General features: G+C 63.3%; 19 protein-coding genes. 13 read left to right on the forward strand and 6 right to left on the reverse strand.

Annotated elements, in window-relative coordinates:
- Nucleotides 1–11: 11 nt before the first annotated feature.
- Nucleotides 12–1,304: an FAD-binding oxidoreductase gene (locus tag KCG88_RS17845; protein ID WP_210712816.1), complete on the reverse strand. Its 1,293-nt coding sequence runs from the start codon at nucleotides 1,302–1,304 to the stop codon at nucleotides 12–14.
- 148 nt (nucleotides 1,305–1,452) lie between these two features.
- Here KCG88_RS17845 and KCG88_RS17850 point away from each other — a divergent pair, with 148 nt between their 5' ends.
- Nucleotides 1,453–1,806: a YkgJ family cysteine cluster protein gene (locus KCG88_RS17850; protein ID WP_047289948.1), complete on the forward strand. Its 354-nt coding sequence runs from the start codon at nucleotides 1,453–1,455 to the stop codon at nucleotides 1,804–1,806.
- Nucleotides 1,807–1,850: 44 nt separating this feature from the next.
- On the opposite strand, the gene KCG88_RS17855 is transcribed toward KCG88_RS17850, so the two are convergent.
- Nucleotides 1,851–2,339, reverse strand: coding sequence for an Lrp/AsnC ligand binding domain-containing protein (locus KCG88_RS17855; protein ID WP_011064210.1), 489 nt, complete (start codon nucleotides 2,337–2,339; stop codon nucleotides 1,851–1,853).
- A gap of 156 nt (nucleotides 2,340–2,495) precedes the next feature.
- Here KCG88_RS17855 and dadA point away from each other — a divergent pair, with 156 nt between their 5' ends.
- The 6 genes from dadA to KCG88_RS17885 all read left to right on the forward strand — a co-directional run bounded on the left by dadA (nucleotide 2,496) and on the right by KCG88_RS17885 (nucleotide 8,634).
- Nucleotides 2,496–3,797 carry a D-amino acid dehydrogenase gene (gene dadA / locus KCG88_RS17860; protein ID WP_011064209.1) on the forward strand — a complete coding sequence of 434 codons (1,302 nt, stop codon included), beginning with the start codon at nucleotides 2,496–2,498 and terminating at the stop codon, nucleotides 3,795–3,797.
- Nucleotides 3,769–4,122, forward strand: a complete 354-nt coding sequence (locus tag KCG88_RS17865; RefSeq protein ID WP_047289946.1) for a RidA family protein — start codon at nucleotides 3,769–3,771, stop codon at nucleotides 4,120–4,122. Before dadA ends, KCG88_RS17865 begins: the two co-directional genes overlap by 29 nt.
- A gap of 91 nt (nucleotides 4,123–4,213) precedes the next feature.
- A complete protein-coding gene (gene alr / locus KCG88_RS17870) occupies nucleotides 4,214–5,287 on the forward strand; it encodes an alanine racemase (RefSeq protein ID WP_210712817.1) in 1,074 nt (357 codons plus the stop codon).
- Nucleotides 5,288–5,418: 131 nt separating this feature from the next.
- Entirely contained in the window at nucleotides 5,419–5,967 is a 549-nt protein-coding gene (locus tag KCG88_RS17875; RefSeq protein WP_015637462.1) for a cupin domain-containing protein, read from the forward strand.
- Nucleotides 5,968–6,149: 182 nt separating this feature from the next.
- Complete coding sequence (locus tag KCG88_RS17880) at nucleotides 6,150–6,566, forward strand: c-type cytochrome (protein ID WP_011064205.1); 417 nt, start codon at nucleotides 6,150–6,152, stop codon at nucleotides 6,564–6,566.
- Nucleotides 6,567–6,702: 136 nt separating this feature from the next.
- Nucleotides 6,703–8,634 (forward strand): acetyl-CoA hydrolase/transferase family protein, encoded by a 1,932-nt coding sequence (locus KCG88_RS17885; protein ID WP_210712818.1) that lies wholly within the window; start codon nucleotides 6,703–6,705, stop codon nucleotides 8,632–8,634.
- A 113-nt stretch (nucleotides 8,635–8,747) separates the two neighbouring features.
- Here KCG88_RS17885 and KCG88_RS17890 read toward each other — a convergent pair whose 3' ends face one another.
- On the reverse strand, nucleotides 8,748–9,320 hold the full coding sequence (locus KCG88_RS17890; RefSeq protein WP_011064203.1) for a xanthine phosphoribosyltransferase: 573 nt from the start codon (nucleotides 9,318–9,320) through the stop codon (nucleotides 8,748–8,750).
- A 56-nt stretch (nucleotides 9,321–9,376) separates the two neighbouring features.
- Nucleotides 9,377–11,386 carry a DNA helicase Rep gene (gene rep, locus KCG88_RS17895; protein WP_210712819.1) on the reverse strand — a complete coding sequence of 670 codons (2,010 nt, stop codon included), beginning with the start codon at nucleotides 11,384–11,386 and terminating at the stop codon, nucleotides 9,377–9,379.
- A gap of 268 nt (nucleotides 11,387–11,654) precedes the next feature.
- On the opposite strand from rep, the gene KCG88_RS17900 reads away from it, so the two are divergent.
- Nucleotides 11,655–13,328, forward strand: coding sequence for a bifunctional diguanylate cyclase/phosphodiesterase (locus KCG88_RS17900; protein WP_210712820.1), 1,674 nt, complete (start codon nucleotides 11,655–11,657; stop codon nucleotides 13,326–13,328).
- An 18-nt stretch (nucleotides 13,329–13,346) separates the two neighbouring features.
- On the opposite strand, the gene KCG88_RS17905 is transcribed toward KCG88_RS17900, so the two are convergent.
- Nucleotides 13,347–14,753, reverse strand: coding sequence for a NorM family multidrug efflux MATE transporter (locus tag KCG88_RS17905; protein ID WP_047338115.1), 1,407 nt, complete (start codon nucleotides 14,751–14,753; stop codon nucleotides 13,347–13,349).
- Between the two features lie 150 nt (nucleotides 14,754–14,903).
- Here KCG88_RS17905 and KCG88_RS17910 point away from each other — a divergent pair, with 150 nt between their 5' ends.
- The 3 genes from KCG88_RS17910 (at nucleotide 14,904) to KCG88_RS17920 (ending at nucleotide 19,081) form a co-directional block, all read left to right on the forward strand.
- The gene (locus KCG88_RS17910; protein ID WP_210712821.1) at nucleotides 14,904–15,824 is read left to right on the forward strand and encodes a LysR substrate-binding domain-containing protein; all 921 of its coding nucleotides are present in this window, start codon (nucleotides 14,904–14,906) and stop codon (nucleotides 15,822–15,824) included.
- A gap of 192 nt (nucleotides 15,825–16,016) precedes the next feature.
- On the forward strand, nucleotides 16,017–17,993 hold the full coding sequence (locus KCG88_RS17915) for a methyl-accepting chemotaxis protein (protein WP_210712822.1): 1,977 nt from the start codon (nucleotides 16,017–16,019) through the stop codon (nucleotides 17,991–17,993).
- A gap of 119 nt (nucleotides 17,994–18,112) precedes the next feature.
- The gene (locus tag KCG88_RS17920; protein WP_210712823.1) at nucleotides 18,113–19,081 is read left to right on the forward strand and encodes a Ca2+-dependent phosphoinositide-specific phospholipase C; all 969 of its coding nucleotides are present in this window, start codon (nucleotides 18,113–18,115) and stop codon (nucleotides 19,079–19,081) included.
- 3 nt (nucleotides 19,082–19,084) lie between these two features.
- Here KCG88_RS17920 and KCG88_RS17925 read toward each other — a convergent pair whose 3' ends face one another.
- Nucleotides 19,085–20,011 carry an ABC transporter six-transmembrane domain-containing protein gene (locus tag KCG88_RS17925; protein ID WP_210712824.1) on the reverse strand — a complete coding sequence of 309 codons (927 nt, stop codon included), beginning with the start codon at nucleotides 20,009–20,011 and terminating at the stop codon, nucleotides 19,085–19,087.
- A 113-nt stretch (nucleotides 20,012–20,124) separates the two neighbouring features.
- Between KCG88_RS17925 and KCG88_RS17930 the strand changes: the two genes are divergently transcribed.
- Nucleotides 20,125–20,703: a TetR family transcriptional regulator C-terminal domain-containing protein gene (locus KCG88_RS17930; RefSeq protein WP_047289928.1), complete on the forward strand. Its 579-nt coding sequence runs from the start codon at nucleotides 20,125–20,127 to the stop codon at nucleotides 20,701–20,703.
- Nucleotides 20,704–20,815: 112 nt separating this feature from the next.
- A complete protein-coding gene (locus KCG88_RS17935) occupies nucleotides 20,816–22,030 on the forward strand; it encodes an aldose 1-epimerase family protein (protein ID WP_047338111.1) in 1,215 nt (404 codons plus the stop codon).
- Nucleotide 22,031 lies beyond the last annotated feature (1 nt).

Raw genomic sequence — 22,031 nt, forward strand, 5'->3', positions numbered from 1 at the left:
GGCGCTGGCCGTCAGACCAGCTCCTTCAGGCGATGCCAGAGCATGCCCAGGGCCAGCAGCGGCGAGCGCAGGTGCTTGCCGCCCGGGAAGGTGATGTGCGGCACCTTGGCGAACAGGTCGAAACCGCCGCCGTGCTGGCCGCTGATGGCCTCGCCCAGCAGCTTGCCCGCCAGGTGCGTGGCATTCAGGCCGTGGCCCGAATAGGCCTGGGCGTAATACACATTGGGCTGGTCCTTGAGCCGGCCGATCTGCGGCAGGCGGTTGGCGCCGATGCCGATCATGCCGCCCCACTGGTAGTCGATCTTTACTGCGGCCAGTTGCGGGAATACTTCCAGCATCTTTGGCCGCATGTAGGCGGCGATGTCCTTGGGGTCACGCCCCGAATAATGACAGGCCCCCCCGAACAGCAGGCGCCGGTCAGCCGAAAGGCGATAGTAGTCCAGGGCCACGCGCTGGTCGCAGACCGCCATGTTCTGCGGCAGCAGTTCCTGGGCCAGGGCCGGGCTCAAGGGTTCGGTGGCGATGATATAGCTGCCGGCCGGAAGCACCTTGCCCCCCAATTCCGGATTGAGGTCGTTGAGGTAGGCGTTGCAGCCCAGCACCAGGGTCTTGGCCCGGACGGTGCCGCGACTGCTGTGGACCTTGACCTCGTGGCCGTAGTCGATGCGGGTCACGGCAGAGTGCTCGAACAGTTGCACCCCCAGCTGCTGCGCCGCCCGGGCTTCGCCCAGGGCCAGGTTCAGTGGGTGCAGGTGGCCCGAACCCATGTCGATCAAGCCGCCAACATAGCGCTTGGAACCCACCACGCTGTGCATTTCATCGGCCTGCAGCAGCCGGGTCGGGTGGCGATAGCCCAGGCTGCGCAGTTCCTCGGCGTCTTCGGCGAAGCCTTCAAGGTCGGCCGGCTTGTTGGCCAGGTCGCAGTAGCCCCAGGTCAGGTCGCAAGGGATCTGGAAACGCTCGATGCGCTGGCGGACGATCTCCACCGCCTCCAGGCCCATGAGCTTCATCTGCCGCACTCCGTCCTCGCCTACCACCTTGGTGAACTGGTCGAGGCCGTGGCCGACGCCGCGAATCAACTGCCCGCCATTGCGCCCGCTGGCGCCCCAGCCGATCTTGTGCGCCTCCAGCAGGACCACGCTGAGGCCACGCTCGGCCAGTTCCAGCGCGGTGTTGAGCCCGGAAAAACCGCCCCCGACCACGCACACATCAGCTGTCAGATCGCCCGCCAACGCTGGGTAGTCAGGTTGCGGCAGGCTGCTGGCGGCATAGTAGGAAGCGGCGTGCTGGAGGCTGGCGGGCATGGGATGCGTCCTGATGATGGTGTCGGTAAAAATGCGCGGAGCATAAGTCGGGCCTTTGCGCCGGGGCAACCGCAGGACGCCCGGTCCTGTCTGCCGCCAGGCATTTAGGGCAGAATTCACGGCTATTCATGCCCCGGTAGTCTTTTTCATGAGCTGTAACCGTCAAATCGTCCGCAGCCTGCGTCAGCAGATTCCCTCTTTCGAGTGCGTTCCCGGCTGCCACGACTGCTGCGGCCCGGTGACCACCTCGCCGGAGGAAATGTCCCGCCTGCCGCGCAAGACCGCTGCCGAGCAGGAAGCTGCCATGGACGAGCTCAACTGCGTGCACCTGGGGCCCGACGGTTGCACCGTGTATGACGAGCGTCCGCTGATCTGCCGCCTGTTCGGCACCACGCCGAGCCTGCCTTGCCCCAACGGCCGGCGCCCGGTGGAGATGATCCACCCCCGGGTTGAAAAACAGATCCACGACTACATGGCCAGCACTCGCCAGGTCCTGGTCTAGCCCCGCGCACCCCGGCTTGCCGGCGAAGGCTGCACCCTCTCGCTTCAATCCGGAATCGGCAGGCTCAGGCTCTCCTTCACTTCTTCCATGACGATGTAGCTCTTGGACTCGCGCACGTGGGGCAGCTTGAGCAGGATGTCCCCCAGCAATTTGCGGTAGGACGCCATTTCAGAGATCCGCGCCTTGACCAGATAGTCGAAGTCGCCGGACACCAGGTGGCACTCCAGCACGTGGGGCAGCTTCAGCACCGCCCGGCGAAACTCCTCGAAGGTATCGCCGGACTTGTAGTCCAGGCTGATCTCGACGAACACCAGCAGGCTGCCCTTGAGGTGCTGCGGATTGAGCCGCGCGTTGTAGCCCATGATGATCCCTTCGCGTTCCAGGCGGCGCACGCGCTCGGTGCAGGGGGTGGTGGAGAGGCCCACTCGTTCCCCCAGCTCGGTGAAGGAAATGCGTCCGTCGGCCTGGAGTATCCGCAAGATATTGCGATCTATCTTGTCCAGGGCCCGACGGGTCTGATGGTTAGTGCGCATAGGGGATGCCCCTCCGTGAAAAGCAATATTGCCGAGAATTCTCGCCAAATATAGGCGGTTATATAGTGAAAATCACTGCTCAATGTTTCTTACACTGCGCCCATCTTTGCTCTGAATAACAAACGTCAGCGGTCAAGCCGCGATGAGGATATGAAAATGCGCGTTCTGGTCTTGGGCAGTGGCGTTATCGGAACCACCAGTGCCTATTATCTGGCTCGAGCCGGATTTGAAGTGACCGTAGTGGACCGTCAGCCGGCCGCCGCCATGGAAACCAGCTTCGCCAACGCCGGCCAGGTCTCGCCTGGCTATGCGTCGCCCTGGGCCGCTCCGGGTGTACCGCTCAAAGCCATCAAGTGGCTGCTGCAGCGCCACGCGCCACTGGCGATCAAGGCCACGGCCGACATCGACCAGTACCTGTGGATGGCGCAGATGCTGCGCAACTGCACCGCCAGCCGCTATGCGGTGAACAAGGAACGCATGGTGCGCCTGTCCGAATACAGCCGTGACTGCCTCGACGAACTGCGTGCGGAGACCGGCATTGCCTACGAAGGCCGCAGCCTGGGCACTACCCAGCTGTTCCGCACCCAGGCGCAGTTGGACGGCGCGGCGAAAGACATCGCCGTGCTCAAGGAATCCGGCGTGCCGTTCGAACTGCTGGACCGCGAAGGCATCGCCCGGGTAGAGCCGGCCCTGGCCAACGTCACTGACATCCTCGCCGGTGCCCTGCGCCTGCCCAACGACCAGACTGGCGACTGCCAGATCTTCACCACGCGCCTGGCGGAAATGGCCAGCAAGCTGGGTGTGGAATTCCGCTTCGGCCAGGACATCCAGCGCATCGACTTTGCCGGTGACCGGATCAACGGCGTGTGGATCGACGGCAAGCTGGAAACCGCCGACCGCTACGTGCTGGCCCTGGGCAGCTACTCGCCGCAATTGCTCAAGCCCCTGGGCATCAAGGCGCCGGTGTACCCGCTCAAGGGTTACTCCCTGACCGTGCCGATCACCAACCCGGCCATGGCCCCCACTTCCACCATCCTCGACGAAACCTACAAGGTCGCGATCACCCGTTTCGACAACCGGATCCGGGTCGGCGGCATGGCTGAGATAGCCGGTTTTGACCTCTCGCTCAATCCGCGCCGGCGTGAAACGCTGGAGATGATCGTCAACGATCTCTATCCTCAGGGCGGCGACCTGTCCCAGGCCAGTTTCTGGACCGGGCTGCGTCCTACCACCCCGGATGGCACGCCGATTGTGGGCGCCACGCCGTTCCGCAACCTGTTCTTGAACACTGGCCACGGTACGCTCGGCTGGACCATGGCTTGCGGCTCCGGTCGCCTGCTGGCGGACCTGATGGCCAAGAAAAAGCCGCAGATCAGCGCCGAAGGCCTCGATATTTCCCGTTACGGTAACCCTCAGGAGTCAGCTAAACATGTCAATCCAGCGCCAGCTCACCAATGAGCGCATGAGCCAGATCGTTGTCCACGGCGGTACGGTGTATCTGTCCGGGCAAGTCGGCGATGACATGCAGGCCGGGATCGAACAGCAGACCCGCGAGACCCTGGCCAACATCGAACGCCTGCTGGACCTGGCCGGTACCGACAAGACCAAGCTGCTGTCGGTGACCATCTACCTGAAGGACATCGATGCCCACTTCGCCGGCATGAACAGTGTCTGGGACCAGTGGCTGCCAAAAGGCGTGGCGCCGGCCCGGGCCACCGTCGAAGCCAAGCTGTGCGAACCGCAAATCCTGGTCGAGCTGTCCGTAGTGGCCGCCCTGCCTTAAGCGACAAGATCCCTCTCCCGGTGCCGGTGGCGGCTCGCCGTTATCCAGCACCGGTTTTTTATTCCCCATGACCGCCTAGAAGTCTGCCGCCATGCGCCCTGCCCGTGCCCTGATCGATCTCCAAGCCCTGCGTCACAACTACCAACTGGCCCGTGAACTCTCGGGAGTTCGTGCTCTCGCGGTGATCAAGGCCGATGCCTACGGCCATGGTGCGGTGCGCTGCGCCCAGGCACTGGAAGGCGAGGCCGACGGTTTCGCCGTGGCCTGCATCGAAGAAGCCCTGGAGCTGCGCGCCGCGGGCATTCGTGCGCCGGTGCTGCTGCTGGAAGGTTTTTTCGAAGCATCCGAGCTGGCGCTGATCGTCGAGCATGATTTCTGGTGCGTGGTGCATTCGCTGTGGCAACTCGAAGCCATCGAGCAGGCGGCCGTGGCCAAGCCACTGACGGTCTGGCTCAAGCTGGACTCGGGCATGCACCGGGTCGGCCTGCATCCCAAGGATTACCAGGCGGCGTATCAGCGCCTGCAGGCCAGCGGCAAGGTCGAGAAGATCGTGCTGATGAGCCACTTTGCCCGCGCCGATGAACTGGACTGCCCGCGTAGCAGCGAGCAGGTGGCGATATTCGAAGCGGCTCGCCAGGGCCTCGGAGCGGAAATCAGCCTGCGCAATTCGCCGGCGGTCATGGGCTGGCCCAGCGTACCCAGCGATTGGGTGCGCCCGGGCATCATGCTCTACGGTTCGACGCCGTTCGAAGAAAACAACTCGGTGGCCGCGCGCTTGCAGCCGGTAATGACCCTGGAGTCCAAGGTGATCTGCGTGCGTGAACTGCCGGCCGGCGAACCGGTGGGCTACGGCGCCAGGTTCATCACCGACAGGCCAATGCGCATCGGTGTGGTGGCCATGGGGTATGCCGACGGTTATCCGCGCCATGCGCCTACTGGTACGCCGGTACTGGTGGCCGGCCAGCGCAGCCGCCTGCTGGGCCGGGTGTCCATGGACATGCTGTGTGTCGACCTGACGGACGTGCCCCAGGCCGGTCTTGGTTCGACCGTTGAGTTGTGGGGCAAGAACATTCTCGCCAGCGATGTTGCGCAGGCCGCCGATACCATCCCTTATCAGCTGTTCTGCAACCTGCGCCGGGTGCCGTTGGTGTACAGCGAAGGCTGAGATTCCGTGGGCTGTACCGAAAGTCGCCTTCCCGGGGGGAATCGGGAGCAAGTGTTGTAAATACTGAACGCTGTCGCCATGATAACGCTCAATTACAACAACGCCTGATTCCCGCCTAGGAGGCTGCCGCATTGGACGTCGGTGAACGACTGCAATCCATCCGTAAACTGAAAGGTCTTTCCCAGCGTGAACTCGCCAAGCGTGCGGGCGTCACCAATAGCACCATTTCAATGATCGAAAAGAACAGCGTCAGCCCCTCGATCAGTTCGCTGCGCAAGGTGCTGGGCGGCATTCCCATGTCCATGGTGGAGTTCTTTTCCGAGGAAATTCTCCAGGAAACGCCTTCTCAGATCGTCTACAAGGCCCACGAACTGATCGACATCTCCGATGGTGCGGTGACCATGAAGCTGGTGGGCCGGGCTCATCCGAGCCGCGCCATTGCCTTCCTCAACGAGATCTACCCGCCGGGTGCCGATACCGGTGAAGAGATGCTCACCCACGACGGCGAGGAAACCGGGATTCTCCTCGAGGGGCGCCTGGAACTGGTGGTGGGGCTTGAAACATTTGTCCTCGAAGCCGGCGACAGCTACTACTTTGAGAGTACGAAGCCGCATCGTTTCCGTAATCCGTTCGATGTTCCGGCGCGACTAATCAGCGCAGCCACCCCGGCGAACTTCTAGATCAAGAGGCGTCCTGCAAGGCTTGCAGGGAGGCCCCCAGCGACATTTCGCCGCGAATAAGACCCCTTCGACTTTGGGGTTGTTTCAGTGTGGCGGGCTAACCGTTATACTTTCGCCCGCCTGCGAAACCGTGGCCGCAGGCGTGACTAGCCACCATTGAGGGTGTACGCGTGAACCTAATTATGAAAATGCTGGCCGCACCAGCAACCGTATTGGCCCTTTGGGCAGTCAGCGCTCAAGCTGCGACTAATGATGATATTGCCAAGCGCCTTGAGCCTGTCGGCCAGGTCTGCGTCCAGGGGCAGGAATGCAAGGGTATGGAAGTGGCCGCCTCTGCGGGCGGTGGCGGTGGCGCGAAATCCCCGGATGACGTGATCGCCAAGCACTGCAACGCTTGCCACGGCACCGGCCTGTTGGGCGCACCGAAAATCGGTGACACCGCCGCCTGGAAAGAGCGCGCCGATCACCAGGGCGGCCTCGACGGCATCCTGGCCAAGGCCATCACCGGGATCAACGCAATGCCGCCTAAAGGCACCTGCGCCGATTGCTCCGATGACGAGCTCAAAGGTGCAATCCAGAAGATGTCCGGCCTGAAATAAGCCGCCATCTTCAGCGAAAAAGCCGCTTACGAGCGGCTTTTTTGTGGGCGTAATTTGCCCTGTGTACTGGTCAATGCAGCAAACTCCCGGCAAGCTCGGTCCAACCTCAATTCATGGACGGTCCCCGGAGGGTCAGATGCTGCAATCCTGTTCTATCGAGCATGCGGTGGATGAAGTGCTCGCGCGTTTGCCGCAACACATTCACATGGGCATGCCTCTGGGGTTGGGCAAACCCAACCGTTTCGCCAATGCCTTGTACCGGCGCATCGCCGGGATGCCGGAACGCCAACTGACCATCTACACCGCTCTGAGCCTGGGCCGGCCGGCCCTGGGCGACGGTTTGCAGAAGCGCTTCCTCGAACCCTTCGTCGAACGGGTATTCGGCGACTACCCGGAACTGGATTTTCTCGCTGACCTGCACCGCGACAGCCTGCCGGCGAACATTCGCGTCGAGCAGTTCTTCATGCAGCCCGGCAGCCTCCTGCACAGTGCCCCGGCGCAGCAGGACTACGTCAGCAGCAACTACAGCCATGCCGCCCGGGACATCAACGCTGCCGGTCTGAACCTGGTGGCGCAACTGCTGGCCAGGGATCCGCAAGACCCGGGACGCCTGAGCCTGAGCTGCAACCCGGACATCACCCTCGACATGTTGCCGATGATTGCCAAGCGCCGGGCGCAGGGGGAAACCATCCTGATCCTCGGCCAGGTCCACAGCGACCTGCCCTATATGCCGGGGGACTCGGAAATCGATGCCGCGGACCTCGACCTGCTGATCGACGAGGAGGAACGCAGTACGTTGTTCTCCACGCCGAACATGCCCGTGGGCATCCAGGATCATTGCATAGGCCTGCACGCCAGCACCTTGGTGCGCGACGGCGGCACCCTGCAGATCGGCATTGGCTCCATGGGCGATGCGCTGACCGCGGCCTTGCTCGCGCGGCAGGCGGACAACGACGGCTACCGCGCACTGCTGGCAGACCTGCAGGTGGACTACTGGCAGCCGCTGATCGATCGCGAAGGGGGTGTCGAGCCCTTTGCCCAGGGGCTCTACGGCTGCAGCGAAATGTTCGTCAACGGCCTGCTGGCCCTGGCCGACGCGGGCATCGTGCGGCGCAAGGTGTACCCGACCATGGCGCTGCAAGAGCAAGCCAATGCCGGCACCCTGGACCCGGATTCGGCTGTGGGCGGGGTTTCGATCCATGGTGGTTTCTTCCTTGGCCCGCGCAGCTTCTATCAGCGTCTGCGGGAGCTGCCCAGGAGCAAGCTGGCGCAGTTCAACATGACCGCCATCAGCTACATCAACGAGCTGTATGGCCATGAGGAACTCAAGCGTCTGCAACGCCGGGATGCACGCTTTATCAACAGCGCCTTCACCATGACCCTGATGGGGGCGGCGGTGTCCGACCAGTTGCAGGGCGGGCGCGTGCTGAGCGGGGTGGGCGGGCAATACAACTTCGTCGCCCAGGGCCATGCCCTGGCGGATGCCCGCTCGGTGCTGATCCTGCGCAGTTGGCGCGAGTCGGCGGGGGAGGTGAGCTCCAACATTGTCTGGGAATACGGCCACTGCACCATCCCCCGCCACCTGCGGGACATCGTGATCACCGAGTACGGCATCGCCGATCTGCGGGGCAAGACGGACGCCAAGGTGATCGAGGCGTTGCTCAATATCAGCGATTCACGCTTCCAAGCCGGATTGATCGAGCAGGCACAGAAAGCCGGCAAGCTGGCGAAGGATTTTCGTCTGGAGCCGCGTTTTGCCGACAACAGCCCGCAGCGTTTGCAGAACATTCAGGCGCGTCATCGCCATCTGTTCCCGGAGTATCCGCTGGGCAGTGATTTCAGCGCCCAGGAGCGCGACCTGCTGCGAGCGCTGAACTGGCTCAAGAGCAAGTTCAAGCTCAGCGAGATTCTCGAGCTGGGCAAGGCGGCACTCGACGCACCGGAGCCTGAGGCATTTGCGGCGCACCTTGAACGCATGGGGCTGGAGAAGCCCGATGGCCTGCGCGAGGAGCTGTACCAGCGATTCCTGCTGGCCGGGCTGCAGGCCACTTCGCCAACGCTGTCGTAGGAGCCGGCTTGCCGGCGAATGGGCCATCAAGTCTTGCATTGCTCTGAAGGGCGCCTTCGCTGGCAAGCCAGCTCCTATACAAGCCAGCTTCTACGCAGGGCTGGCGGGCGGGGTTACTCGATGAAGGTGACCACGCCGCCGGCCAGGGATTTGACCCGGGCCAGGGATTCCACGCGGTAGCCCTGGGAGTCCAGTTCGGCGCGGCCGCCCTGGAACGACTTCTCGATGACGATGCCCAGGCCGGCCACGGTGGCGCCGGCCTGCTTGATGATCGAGATCAGTGCCTGGGACGCCTTACCGTTGGCCAGGAAGTCGTCGATGATCAGCACGCGGTCGCTGCTGGTCAGGTGCCGCGGGGAAATGGCGACGGTGCTTTCCACCTGCTTGGTGAAGGAGTACACGGTGGCCGACAGCAGGTTCTCGGTCAGGGTCAGGGACTGGTGCTTGCGGGCGAAGATCACCGGCACGCCCAGGTTCAGACCGGTCATGATCGCCGGGGCTATCCCTGAGGCTTCGATGGTGACGATCTTGGTGATGCCCGAATCCTTGAACAGCGTGGCGAATTCGTCGCCGATCAACTTCATCAACTGCGGGTCGATCTGATGGTTCAGAAAGGCGTCGACCTTCAGTACTTGATCGGAAAGCACGATGCCTTCTTCGCGAATTTTCTTGTGCAGTGCTTCCACGGAGCTTCCTCTACTGGCCACGTCTGGGCCAAAGGTCTGTTAAAAAATAGTCGATTTTAACGCTTTAACATCGCGCGTATATCCGCCAAGGCGCTATTGCCGCGAACGGCCTTCACTTCGGTCGGGGTGTCGTCGTTGCCTTCCCAGGCCAGATCGTCCGGGGGCAGCTCATCGAGGAAGCGGCTCGGCGCGCAGTCGATGATTTCACCGTACTGCTTGCGCTTGGCCGCAAAGGTAAAGGCCAGGGTCTGACGCGCGCGGGTAATGCCCACATAGGCCAGGCGCCGTTCTTCCTCGATGGTATCGGCTTCGATACTGGAGCGGTGCGGGAGGATTTCCTCTTCCATGCCCATGATGAACACGTAGGGAAATTCCAGACCCTTGGAGGCATGCAAGGTCATCATCTGCACGCCCTCGGCGCCGTCTTCCTCTTCCTGCTGACGTTCCAGCATGTCGCGCAGGACCAGCTTGCCGATGGCGTCCTCGACGGTCATCTCGCCGTCTTCGTCTTTTTCCAGGGTGTTCTTCAAGGCCTCGATCAGGAACCAGACGTTGCCCATCCGGTAGTCCGCCGCCTTGTCGCTGGAGCTGTTGGTGCGCAGCCAGTTCTCGTAGTCGATGTCCATGACCATGCTGCGCAGGGCGGAGATCGGGTCTTCGCCGGCGCACTGTTCACGGACCCGGTCCATGAAGCGCTTGAAGCGCGCCAGGCGGTCGGTGAAGCGGCTGTCCAGATGTTCGCCCAGGCCGATTTCGTCGGTGGCGGCGTACATCGAGATCTTGCGTTCGGTGGCGTAGTTGCCGAGTTTTTCCAGGGTCGTGGAGCCGATTTCCCGGCGCGGCACGTTGATCACCCGGAGGAAGGCGTTGTCGTCATCCGGGTTCACGATCAGGCGGAAGTAAGCCATCAGGTCCTTTACTTCCTGGCGTCCGAAGAAGCTGTTACCGCCGGACAGGCGATAGGGCACCTGGTGGTGCTGCAGCTTCAGTTCGATCAGCTTGGCCTGGTAGTTACCCCGGTAAAGAATGGCGAAGTCGCTGTAGGGGCGGTTGGTGCGCAGGTGCAGGCTGAGGATTTCCATGGCCACCCGCTCGGCCTCGGCATCTTCGTTGCGGCAGCGGATCACGCGGATCTCGTCGCCGTGGCCCATCTCGCTCCACAGCTGCTTTTCGAATTCGTGGGGGTTGTTGGAGATCAGCACGTTGGCGCAGCGCAGGATACGGCTGGTGGAGCGGTAGTTCTGCTCCAGCATCACCACTTTCAGGGACGGGTAGTCGTCCTTGAGCAGCATCAGGTTTTCCGGGCGCGCGCCGCGCCAGGCGTAGATCGACTGGTCATCGTCGCCCACCACGGTGAACTGGTTGCGCTTGCCGATCAGCATCTTCACCAGCAGATACTGGCTGGCGTTGGTGTCCTGGTATTCGTCCACCAGCAGGTAGCGCACCTTGTTCTGCCATTTCTCCAGGATATCGGCGTGCTCTTCGAACAGCTTCACCGGCAGCAGGATCAGGTCGTCGAAGTCCACTGCGTTGAACGCCTTGAGCGTGCGCTGGTAGTGGGTGTAGACGATGGCGGCGGTCTGTTCCTTGGGGTTGCGGGCGTTTTCCAGGGCCTCGGCGGGCAGGATCAGGTCGTTCTTCCACGAGCCGATCATGTTCTTGATCTCGTCGACGCCGTCGTCCCCGGAATACTCCTTCTGCATGATGTCGGTCATCAGGGCCTTGACGTCGGTCTCGTCAAAGATCGAGAAGCCCGGCTTGTAGCCCAGCCGCGCATGCTCCTTGCGGATGATGTTCAGGCCCAGGTTGTGGAAGGTCGAGACCGTCAGGCCACGGCCTTCACCACTGCGCAGCAGGGTGCCGACCCGCTCTTTCATTTCCCGCGCGGCCTTGTTGGTAAAGGTCATGGCGACAATGTACTGGGCGCGGATGCCGCAATTCTGGATCAGGTGCGCGATCTTGCGGGTGATCACGCTGGTCTTGCCGGAGCCTGCGCCGGCGAGCACCAAAAGAGGGCCGCCGACGTAGTTCACGGCTTCTTGCTGCCGGGGATTGAGTCGGGACATGACGGTAAAAAGGGATCGGTTACGAAAAGGGCGGGCATTTTAACAGGCTGGACGGATTCTGCTGCCTCTGTCCGACTTGTGACGCACAACGCGATCTAAATTTGCCGGTTTTGATACTTTCCCTCAGGATGCGCGCTGAATATGCGTCTAATGTTCGAGTTAGAGCGGTACAAGAAATTGCGTATGATAATCAATATCAATTGTTATTGTTTATTTGCGCGCCATAATGCCCACCGCCAACTTAATTTGCAGAGTCTAGGGAGCTAGCTTGTCTAAGCCTGTCGAACCCTTGCGTTTGCTGCTACTGGCTGAAGAGCCGGTGTGGACAGCGTTGTTGCGCGAGTGTGTCGCTCCGTTGGGAGACTCGGTGGTATTGATCAGTGCTCCCAGCTGGGAGTCTGTCAGCCGTTTGTTTGAAGACGACCGCAACGCGGTCCTGTTGACCCTTCCTCATTTGCAGCCCGGCCCCGGGCGTTGCAGCCTGCCCACCGTGTTGCTGCTGGACCAGGAACCGCCCGTACCTCCTGTAGGCGTCAGCGACTGGCTGGTGAGTTCCTGCCTGAGTACCGATGCCCTGCGCCGTTGCCTGCGCCATGTACGTGAGCGCGGCCTGCTGGAAAACACCCTGCAGCGCCTGGCCGAACAGGACCCCCTGACTGGCATCGCCAACCGCCAGGGGTTCCAGACCTTGCTGGCCGCGCGCCTGGCGGAAAACGAAGGGCGTGGCCTGGCCCTGGGCCATCTCGACCTGGACAATTTCCGTCACGCCAACGACGCCCTGGGCCACCAGGCCGGCGACCGGCTGATCCTGCAGGTGGTCTCGCGCCTCAAAAGCCAGCTTGAGGCCGGCGATCAACTGGCCCGCCTGGGCAGCGACGAATTTGCCTTGCTTATCGACACCCGCCGCGCCCCACAGCGGGCCGAGTGGATGGCCGAGCGCATCACCGAAGCCATGGCCGAGCCCTATTGGGTCGATGGCGAAAGCCTGCTGATCGGCTGCAGCCTGGGGATTGCCCATGCCCGGGCCAATGCCGGCGCCGACCCGTTGATGTGGCATGCACACATCGCCATGCAACAGGCCAAGAGCACCCAGGGCTGTACCTTTCATATCTTCAACGAGCGGATCAATCGCAACGCTCGCAGCCTGGCCGACCTGGAAAGCGAATTGCGCCGTGCCCTGCGCCGCGACGAGCTGGAGCTGCACTACCAGCCCCGGCTGAACCTGCATGACGGCAAGATCGTGGGCCTCGAAGCCCTGGTGCGCTGGCGCCATGGCGAGCGCGGCCTGCTGCCGCCCAGCGAGTTCGTGCCCCTGGCCGAGCAGAGTGGGCTGATCGTGCCCCTGGGCTACTGGGTGATTTCCCGAGCCCTGCGGGACATGCAGGCCCTGCGCGAACGCGGCCTGCCGCCGTTGCACATGGCGGTGAACCTATCGTTCCGCCAGTTCCAGGACAGCCAACTGCTCTCGACCCTGAGCCGCCTGATTGCCGAGCGCGGAGTCGAGGCCCAGTGGCTGGAATTCGAATTGACCGAGACCGCCGTGATGCGCCGCAGTGACCTGGTGAAGCAGACCATGGATGCCCTGGGGCGCCTGGGAGTGCGTTTCTCCCTGGACGATTTCGGTACCGGCTTCTCCTCCTTCGTCCACCTCAACAGCCTGCCCATCACTCTGCTCAAGGTAGACAAGAGCTTTGTCGGCGGCATGGAGCAACGCGAGGAGAACCGCAAGCTGGTCCACGCCATGATCAACCTGGCCCATAACCTGAACCTGAATGTGGTGGCCGAAGGCGTGGAGACGGCGGAACAGCTGGCCTTGCTGCGGGGCTTTGGTTGCGACCAGGCCCAGGGCTACCTGATCAGCAAGCCGCTGCCCCTGGCGGAACTGATGGACTATCTGACCTTCGGCAGCAGCCAGCAGGCGCTGCAGGAAGGGGCGGTTTAAGCCGGCGCCGGTTCGGGCTCAATCCGCCTGGCCGGCCTGGAGAATCATGGCCGGCACGGGCGGCTCATGCCGGATCATGCGGCGCATCCGCCACTCGAATGCCAGGGTCAGGCTGATGGCCGCACATGCCAGCCCCAAGGCCAGGCCCCACCAGACACCGGTCGGCCCCCAGCCCAGGGTGAAAGCCATCAGCCAGGCCGAAGGTGCGCCAATCAGCCAGTAGCAGCCCAGGCCCACCAGGAAGGTGGTCTTGGCATCCTTGAGGCCACGGATCGCGCCCATGGCAATGGTCTGGGTGCCGTCGAACAGCTCGAACCAGGCGGCCACCGCCAGCAGGCTCACGGCCAGCCGGATCACTTCGGCGAAGGCCGGGTCGTTGTGGTCGAGGAACAGCCCGATCAGTTGGTTCGGCAGCAGCCAGAAGATCATGGCGAACCCCAGCATCGCCACCGCGCCAAAGGCGATGCCCACGCGCCCGGCCAATCGTGCATCGAGCAATTGCCCGGCGCCGTAATGCTGGCCGATGCGCATGGTGATGGCGTAGGAAATCCCCGCCGGCACCATGAACGCCACCGAGACGATCTGCAGGGCGATCTGGTGCGCTGCCAGTTGCGTGCTGCCCATGGTGCCCATGCACAGGGCGGCGAAGGCAAACAGCCCGACTTCCACCGCGTAGGTGCCGCCGATGGGCAGGCCCAGGCGCCACAGTTCCCGCAGGTAATGGGTGTTCAGCCGGGCCAGGCCCTGGCGCAGCGGGTAGGCGGCGTAGGCCGGGTGGCGCTTGATGTGCCAGGCCAGGGCCACGGCCATGCAGTTGGCGACGATGGCGGTCACCAGGCCAATGCCCACCAGGCCGAGCTTGGGCAGGCCGAACATGCCGGTGATCAGCGCGTAGTTGAGGAGGAAGTTGGCCACGGTGCCGCCCAGGCTGATGACCATAACCGGCGTGGCCCGGCCGATGGCACTGGTGAAGCCGCGCAGGGCCATGAAACTCAGGTAGCCGGGCAGGGCGAACGGCAGGATCAGCAGGAACTGGCCCGCGGCGTGGACGTTGCTTTCGGTCTGGCCGAACAGCAACAGCAGCGGCTTGAGGTTCCACAGCAGCAGGCCGGCCACCAGGGCCATCAGCCAGGCCAGCCAGAGCCCGGCCTGGGTCAGGCGCGCGGCACCCTCGATGTCGCCAGCGCCCTGGCGGATCGCTACCAGCGTGCCCACCGCGGCAATCACGCCGATGCAGAAGATTGATACGAAGGAGTAGCTGGCCGCACCCAGGCCGCCGCCGGCCAGGGCCTCGGGGCTCAGGCGGGCCATCATCAGGGTGTCGGTGAGGACCATCAGCATGTGCGCCAGCTGCGAGGCGATCAGCGGCCCCGCCAGCCGCAGGATGGCCCAGAGTTCGGTGCGTGCTGGATGCTGCATGGTCATCAGGCTCGATCAGGGAAAAGTCCGGGAGAGCGCTGATTCTCGGCGCTCCTGGCCCATAGCACAAAGGGATAAAAACGATTGCTGGCATGATTAAAACTCATGCGAAGCACTTTCTGGTAGCGTGGCCCTGTCCCGTCCTGGAGTGCCTGCATGTCCCGTCGTCTTCCTCCGCTGTATGCCCTGCGCGCCTTCGAGGCGGCGGCCCGGCACAGCTCGTTCACCCGGGCGGCCGAAGAGCTGTCGATCACCCAGAGCGCGGTCAGCCGGCATATCCGCACCCTAGAGGATCACTTCGCTTGCCGGCTGTTCCAGCGCAGCGGGCGCAACTTGCAACTGACCGAGGCGGCGCGCTTGCTGCTGCCGGGGATACGCGAGGGCTTCGGTGCCCTGGAACGGGCCTGCAATACCCTGCGCGCCGAAGATGACATCCTGCGCATGAAGGCCCCCTCGACCCTGACCATGCGCTGGCTATTGGCGCGGCTCAGCCGCTTCCGCCATTTGCAGCCGGGCAACGAGGTGCAGCTCACCAGTGCCTGGATGGACGTGGACTCGGTGGACTTCAACCAGGAGCCCTTCGACTGCGCGGTGCTGCTGAGCAACGGCCACTTCCCCCCGGACTGGGAGGCCAGCTACCTGTTTCCCGAGCTGCTGATTCCGGTGGGGGCGCCGAACCTGCTCAATGATCAGCCCTGGGACGTGGCGCGCCTGGCCGCCACCGAGCTGTTGCACCCGACCCCGGACCGTCGCGACTGGCGCAGTTGGCTGGAGCACATGGGCCTGACCGACCAGGTGTCCCTCAAGGGCGGGCAGGTGTTCGACACCCTGGAGCTGGGAATGATTGCCGCCGCGCGGGGCTACGGCGTGTCCATGGGTGACTTGCTGATGGTGTCCGAGGATGTGGCCCAGGGTCGCTTGAGCCTGCCCTGGCCGACAGCGGTGGCCAGTGGCCTGAACTACTATCTGGTGTGGCCCAGGACCCGGCCCGGAGGCGAGCGTTTGCGACGCCTCAGCGACTTCCTTCAGAGCGAGGTCCAGGCCATGCAACTGCCCGCCGTAGAGCGCCTGGGCTGAAACGTTGCAGTGCCCGGCTGGCGGGGCGTGCAAATATCCCTGCAAAGCGCTCAAGTATTGGTCCGTGCCGCCGAATCCATGGGTTATGGAACCAGCGTTCAGGAAGGTCCTAACTGATTAAAAATCTTAGAATTATGACTGCCGAGTGTGCTGACCGATCAGGATGATCCGCCTTCTCGGCAAGGAGCCATCATGTCCCAACCCCGTGCCCGCATAGCCTCTCAGCTAGGGCTCGCCCTTGCCTTGATACTCGCCCTGGTGATCAGCGGCAGCACGCTGTTCGCCTTGCGTTCGCTGGATTCGGCGAACCTCGATACCCGAGAAGAACACCTGGCCAGTGAAGCCCGGCTGCTGGCCGATCAGCTCAACACGTTCCACGGCAGCCTGCGCGAGAGTACCCAGCGCCTCAGCGGCCTGTTCGAAAACCGCTTCAGCAGCGGCCTGAGCCTGCACCCGGAACAACCAGTGAGTGTGGCCGGGGTGCAGACCCCAGGATTGCACCTGGGGGATGTGGTGCTGAACAACAACTTCGCCGAAGTCGACCAGTTCAAGCAGATGACTGCCGGTGTGGCGACCTTGTTCGTGCGCAGTGGTGATGACTTCGTGCGGGTCAGTACCTCCCTGAGCAAGCAGGATGGCAGCCGGGCCATCGGCACCTTGCTCGACCATGCTCACCCGGCCTATCAGAGACTCATGGCAGGCCAGGGTTATGTGGGCCGGGCCTTGCTCTTCGAACGCTTCTACATGACCCAGTACACCCCGGTGCTGGACCGCAGCGGCAAGGTCATCGCGGTGCTGTTTGTCGGCTTCGATTACACCGATGCGCAAAATGCCCAGTTCGCCAACCTCAAGCGCTTCCGCATCGGCCAGAGCGGCTCCCTGGCCCTGCTCGACGAGCAGAACAAGTGGCTGGTGCCACCGGCTGGCGTGCAGGCGCCGGAGCAGGCGGCGCAGGTCATGGCGCAAGCGGCCAAGGAGCCGGGCAAGGGGCGTTTCTGGAGTGATCAGGGCGAAGACTTCTACAGCCTGGCAGTGCCGTTCGAGGGCGGCCCCTGGTCGGTGGTGGCCAGCATGCCCAAGGCAGAGATCCGTGCGGTGACCTGGAGCGTGGGGATTCGGCTGGTGATCGGCAGCCTGCTGGCCATGCTGCTGGCGGTGGGCGCTACGGTCTGGCTGTTGCGCAGCAAGCTGGCGCCGCTGAGCGACCTGGTGCGCCAGGCCCAGGCCCTGGGCGGCGGAGACCTCAGCGTACGGCTGAACGTTGCCAGCCATGACGAAATCGGCCAGTTGGCCCGCAGCTTCAACCAGATGGGCGAAGCCCTGTCGACCATGGTCGAGCACATCCGTCGCTCTGCCGCCGAGGTCAACGGTCGGGCCCAGGTGCTGTCCGGCTTGTCCAGCGGTGCATATGAAGGCATGGAGCAGCAGTCCGGCGAGATCACCAGCATGGCCGGGGCGGTGGAGGAGTTCAGCGCCACCTCGTTGAACATCGCCGACAACATGGGCAGTACCCAGCGCCTGGCCCAGGAAAACGCCCAGCAGACCCATATTGGCCGCGCCTCCATGCAAGAGGCCTCGTCTTCCCTGGAACAGATCGCCGGAGCCCTCAACAGTACGGCCACGGTGATCAACACCCTGGGCCAGCGCTCCCAGGAGATCGGTGGAATTGTCGGAGTGATCACCGCGATTGCCGACCAGACCAACCTGCTGGCCCTGAATGCCGCTATCGAGGCCGCCCGCGCCGGTGAGCAGGGCCGCGGTTTTGCCGTGGTGGCGGATGAGGTACGCAACCTGGCCTCGCGTACCCGTGAAGCCACGGATGAAATCTCCCAGATGATCAACAGCATCCAGCAGGAAACCGGCCACGCCATCCAGACCATGGAGCAGGGCAACCGCCTGATGCAGGAAGGCCTGTCGCGCAACGCCGACGTGGCCTCGGCCCTGGCCCTGATCGACGAGCAGAGCCGCAGCGCCGGCGAGCAGTTTGCCGCCATCACCACCGCGACCCAGGAGCAGAGCAGCACCGCCACGGTACTCAGCAGCAATCTGCAGAGCATTGCCCAGGCCAACAGCGAGCAGCGTGAAGTGGTGTCCAACCTGGCGGTCACTGCCCGTGAGCTGGAAACCCTGGCCGCGGACCTGCGCCAGGAAGTCGATCGCTTCCGCTGACGGCTGTCGCCTCGCCCCTCAATCCGGGTTGGGGGGCGAAAGTTGCAATGAGGCTTGATTCGACTAAAACAGATGAGCAGTGGTTTGCCCCAAGGACCTCCCTTTCAGCAGGAGCTGGCATGACTCATCTTTCCCGTTTCGTCCCCCGCGCCCTGGCGTTGTCGGCACTCTTGCTCAGCCCGGCGGCGTTCAGTCAGGAAAGCCCCGCGTTCATCGCCCCGGCTACCTGGAATACCCCGTTCAACGGTATCGCCCAGGTGGCCTGTCACAACTGCTACGAGAAGCAATACGCAAGCACCTTCAGCAGCGTGCTCGACAGTGTGCGCACCCTGGAACTGGACTTCTGGGACCAGCGCGACGCGGTGACCGGCGGCTCGCCCCGGCACTGGTTCGTGCGGCACAACCCCGGCACCCTGTTCCAATCCGGCAACGACAACAACTGCACGGGCGATGGCACCGGCAAGAACGATCTCGAAGCCTGCCTCAACGACGTCAAGAACTGGAGCGACAACCACCCCGGGCACTTTCCCATCACGGTGATCCTCGACAAGAAGCAGGGCTGGTCGAAGGAAAGCTCGGGGCGCACGCCCAAGGATTTCGACGAGCTGGTGAGCCGGGTCTTCCAGGGCAAGCTCTATACCCCCCAGAACCTGGCCACGCACATCGGCAGCAGCGCGGGCGCGTTGCAGGGCAACCTCAAGGGCAAGTCCTGGCCCACCGCCAGCCAGCTTCAGGGCAAGGTCTTGCTGGTGCTCAACCACTCGGAAAACCAGAAGCTCTCGCAGTACGCCGAGGCCCGGGCTTCCAGCGCCAAGGTGTTCATCTCGCCGGTGACCAATGGCCAGAACGATGTTAGCGGCAAGGTCAGTGGCATGTCCGGCCAGTCGTCCGGCTACGTGGCCATGAACAACATGTCCAAGGGCGACAAGAAGTGGGCGGCCCAGGCCTTTGCCTACAGCCATATCGGCCGGGTCTGGGGCGATGACGGGGTGTCGTTCGCCCAGCACATCAGCGAGAAGGTCAACCTCTCGGCCTACTACAAGTTCACCGAGCAGAACGCCGGCGGCTTTCGCATCCGGCCGTTCTGAGCTTCACCGGGGTTCGGTCGGTTCACCGAGCCCCGGGTCCACGCGCTTGCCGATGTCCCGCAGGCGCGCCAACTGATCGACCATGGTCGGTGCTTCATCGACGCTGCTGACAAAGGTCCACAGGTAGGTCATCACCGCATACACATGGCCGGCCTTGATCTCGGGCGCCAGCGCCAACTGGCTGATGGCAATGACGAACAGCACCGCTGCCACAGCGCCAAGGAACAGATAGGCCGCGGCTTCCCGATCCGAGAGCCCGATGCGCAGCCGCGACAGCAGGCGATAGTGACGCTGCAGCGAGACCGCGCCGACCCTGGCCACCAGGCCGATTTCCTTTTCCAGCCGGTTATTCAGGCGTTCGTGCAGTTGCTGGTTGCGCCGGGCAAAACGTGGCAGCAGGGTCATGCACAGCAACAGCGCCGTGAGGCAGGCGAGGCCGATCCAGGGTTCGATCACCAGCAGCATCACTGCCGCCCCGACGATCGACACCAGGGCCGTGGCGATGGTCGGTACGTGCTTTTCGAAAAAGTCGACGAACTCCCGGGCCAGCACCACCCGCGCCGCGGCGGTGGAGGTGTCCTGCTGTTGCAGGCGCTGGTTGAGAATCACCGGCACCGCCAGGTCTGCGTAGATACGGGTGAAGGTACGGGTGTCCACCGCACGCCGCGCCGCGCCCACCACCCAGAAGCCCAGCACCACCAGGGCATAGATCAGCGCATGGGCAGCGTCGCCCCGCAGGATCGAATCCACGGCGAAGCCGGCGAACAGCGGGTAGGCCAGCAGCAGGGCGTTTTCCAGCGCCACCAGGGACAAGGTGACCAACAGCTTGCCCGGATAGGCCCGGGCAATGGCCTTGAGGGTCTGGCTGGCGGTCTGCTGGCCGATTTTCTGGGTTGGATCCACGGCGATGAGTGGGGTGACGACGGACATGAGTGCACCACAAGAGTGATAACGGTTAATATTGAGCGACTGCTCAATTGTCTTTGAGCGAACGCTCAAAATGCAAGCGCCGTCCATCCTGGCGCCAAGAGGCCCGATTGCACATGTCGCGTAATGACCGTAAAGACCAGATCATCCAGGCGGCCCTGGAATTATTCCGCAGCAAGGGTTTCGCCGAGGTTTCCACCCGTGACCTGGCCGAGCATGCGGGGCTGTCTCGCAGCCACGTCTATCACTACTTCAGTGACTGGAACGGGCTGCGCCGCGAAGCCTTCGTGCGGTTTGCCGATGACCAGCTGGAGGCGGTGGGCCAGCCCCTGCGCGGTGCCGCGCCCATGGACGCCTTGGTGGGGTTTCTCCGTGACTGCCTGCCCGATTCCGCCGAAGCCGGCTGGGCGCTGTGGCTCGATGCCTGGGACGAAGCCATGCATGACGCCGAGCTGGCGCAGGCCTACCTGAGGATCAACGGTCAGTGGCGGGACATGCTGGCGGCGATCATTGCCGATGGGGTTCGCACGGGGGTATTCCGCTGCGCCAGCCCCGAACGTGCGGCAAGGCAACTGTTCGCCCAGACCATGGGTTACGCCGATGACCTGTTGCTGCGGGCTTCCCCCGAAGCTGCCCAGGCGGCGTTGCAGGAAGTGATGGAAGTGGCTGGCTTGCTGCTGGGGTTCGAGGGCTGACAGGAAACGGCCAGTGGAGTGGAGTTTGTCCGGTTAATTGGGGTTTTTTGTCTTGCTGAAACGATTCTTCAAGGCTATAAAAACCGTACAACTCCAAAAAAGGCACTCCTGCATGACTCCGCTGAAACTGCTGGTCACCCTTGGCGCGCTGGCCGCCACCTCCCACGCCATGGCCTGGGACTATGTATTGCTCGATACCGACAAGGCTCCCCGCAACCTGCACCTGACCAGCGAACAGTTGGGGGTCAAGACCGAGCGGCCGTTTTCCGTGACCCTGCGCACCCTGCATGGCGGACGCCAGGAGGGGGTGAGCATTGTCGACATCGACAACGGCGTGATGCAGCTCTCGGTGGTGCCGACCCGGGGCATGAACGTGCTGCAGGCTTCGGTGGGCGAGGTGCGCCTGGGCTGGGATTCGCCGGTCAAGGAGGTGGTCAACCCGGCTTTCATCGAGCTTAACGGCCGCGGCGGCCTGGGCTGGCTGGAGGGCTTCAACGAACTGGTGGCCCGCTGTGGCTATGAGTGGGTCGGGCACCCGGGCCTGGACAATGGCGAACTGCTGACCCTGCACGGTCGTGCGGCCAACATCCCGGCGAGCAAGGTCACGCTGCATATCGATGAGCAACCGCCCTATGCCATTCACCTGCGGGGCGAGCTCAAGGAGCAGGCGTTCAAGAAGGTGGATTTCAGCGTCGCCACCGAGCTGGTCACCGAGCCGGGCAGCACCAGCTTTACCCTCAACGATCGCCTGACCAACAACGGCGACTATGCGAAGGAATACCAGGCGCTGTACCACAGCAACTTCAGCACGCCATTCCTTGAGCAGGGGGCAAAATTTGCCGCGCCAGTGAAGCAGGTGTCGCCGTTCAACGACAAGGCCAAGGCCGATCTAGGGGATTGGCAGACCTATCGCGGCCCGACCCGCGATTACGACGAAACCGTGTACAACCTCGTGCCCTACGCCGACGCCCGGGGCGAGACCCTGGCGGTGTTGCATAACAAGGCCGGGAGCCTGGGTGTTTCCCTGGGCTTCAACACTGGGCAACTGCCGGTGTTTTCCCTGTGGAAAAACACCGACACCCAGGGCCAGGGTTATGTGACGGGTCTGGAACCGGGCACCAGCTTTTCCTACAACCGCCGTTACCAGCGGCCGTTGAATCTGGTGCCGAGTATTGGCGCCAAGGAGCAGCGGCAATTCCAGATTCGCTACAGCCTGTTGGCCGATAAAGCCGCGGTGGATAAAGCCCTGAGCCGCGTCAGCCAGATCCAGGATGGGCGTCAGACCGAAGTGCGGCCAACACCCTTGGTGGACCTGTCCCGGGAATGAA

Source organism: Pseudomonas sp. MWU349, assembly GCF_017947325.1.
In the GTDB taxonomy this organism is placed as follows: domain Bacteria; phylum Pseudomonadota; class Gammaproteobacteria; order Pseudomonadales; family Pseudomonadaceae; genus Aquipseudomonas; species Aquipseudomonas protegens.

Coding starts and splice junctions, on each gene's coding strand:
- KCG88_RS17845 (WP_210712816.1), bottom strand. CDS start 1,304: ATGCCCGCCAGCCTCCAGCACGCCGCTTCCTACTATGCCGCCAGCAGC.
- KCG88_RS17850 (WP_047289948.1), top strand. CDS start 1,453: ATGAGCTGTAACCGTCAAATCGTCCGCAGCCTGCGTCAGCAGATTCCC.
- KCG88_RS17855 (WP_011064210.1), bottom strand. CDS start 2,339: ATGCGCACTAACCATCAGACCCGTCGGGCCCTGGACAAGATAGATCGC.
- dadA (WP_011064209.1), top strand. CDS start 2,496: ATGCGCGTTCTGGTCTTGGGCAGTGGCGTTATCGGAACCACCAGTGCC.
- KCG88_RS17865 (WP_047289946.1), top strand. CDS start 3,769: ATGTCAATCCAGCGCCAGCTCACCAATGAGCGCATGAGCCAGATCGTT.
- alr (WP_210712817.1), top strand. CDS start 4,214: ATGCGCCCTGCCCGTGCCCTGATCGATCTCCAAGCCCTGCGTCACAAC.
- KCG88_RS17880 (WP_011064205.1), top strand. CDS start 6,150: ATGAAAATGCTGGCCGCACCAGCAACCGTATTGGCCCTTTGGGCAGTC.
- KCG88_RS17885 (WP_210712818.1), top strand. CDS start 6,703: ATGCTGCAATCCTGTTCTATCGAGCATGCGGTGGATGAAGTGCTCGCG.
- rep (WP_210712819.1), bottom strand. CDS start 11,386: ATGTCCCGACTCAATCCCCGGCAGCAAGAAGCCGTGAACTACGTCGGC.
- KCG88_RS17905 (WP_047338115.1), bottom strand. CDS start 14,753: ATGACCATGCAGCATCCAGCACGCACCGAACTCTGGGCCATCCTGCGG.
- KCG88_RS17910 (WP_210712821.1), top strand. CDS start 14,904: ATGTCCCGTCGTCTTCCTCCGCTGTATGCCCTGCGCGCCTTCGAGGCG.
- KCG88_RS17915 (WP_210712822.1), top strand. CDS start 16,017: ATGTCCCAACCCCGTGCCCGCATAGCCTCTCAGCTAGGGCTCGCCCTT.
- KCG88_RS17920 (WP_210712823.1), top strand. CDS start 18,113: ATGACTCATCTTTCCCGTTTCGTCCCCCGCGCCCTGGCGTTGTCGGCA.
- KCG88_RS17925 (WP_210712824.1), bottom strand. CDS start 20,011: ATGTCCGTCGTCACCCCACTCATCGCCGTGGATCCAACCCAGAAAATC.
- KCG88_RS17930 (WP_047289928.1), top strand. CDS start 20,125: ATGTCGCGTAATGACCGTAAAGACCAGATCATCCAGGCGGCCCTGGAA.
- KCG88_RS17935 (WP_047338111.1), top strand. CDS start 20,816: ATGACTCCGCTGAAACTGCTGGTCACCCTTGGCGCGCTGGCCGCCACC.